Source organism: Halorubrum sp. SP3 (genome assembly GCF_005435195.1).
GTDB lineage: Archaea > Halobacteriota > Halobacteria > Halobacteriales > Haloferacaceae > Halorubrum > Halorubrum sodomense.
The window spans coordinates 1-280 of the sequence record NZ_SGTU01000606.1 but is presented as its reverse complement, the minus strand read 5'-3'; the positions used below and the strand labels follow the sequence as shown (position 1 = coordinate 280).

Sequence of the window (280 nt, the reverse complement as noted above, 5' to 3'; positions counted from 1 at the left end):
TCGGCGCGGATCAGGGCGGTGTCGTCCGGCGACGAGACCACCCGGTGGGAGAGCCAGTCGCGCATCGGTGTCACCCGCGTCCGCCGAGTGCGGTGCGACTACTCATACGCCGACTGTCGCACGGTCAACACCGGTACGTCCGACGTGCGGACGACCCGCTCCGTGACGCTCCCGAGCAGGTAGCGGTCGATCCCCTTCCGCCCGTGGGTCCCCATCACCACGACGTCGATGCCGTGGTCGTCGACGTAGTTGTGTATCGACCGGTAGGCGGTCCCGGACG

At 68.9% G+C, this 280-nt stretch carries 1 protein-coding gene; it reads right to left on the bottom strand.

Going from position 1 to position 280, the window contains the following annotated elements; translation table 11 throughout:
• Positions 1–98: 98 nt before the first annotated feature.
• Positions 99–280: universal stress protein (locus EXE42_RS17725; protein WP_137707122.1), on the bottom strand; the 182-nt coding region annotated here is incomplete at its 5' end.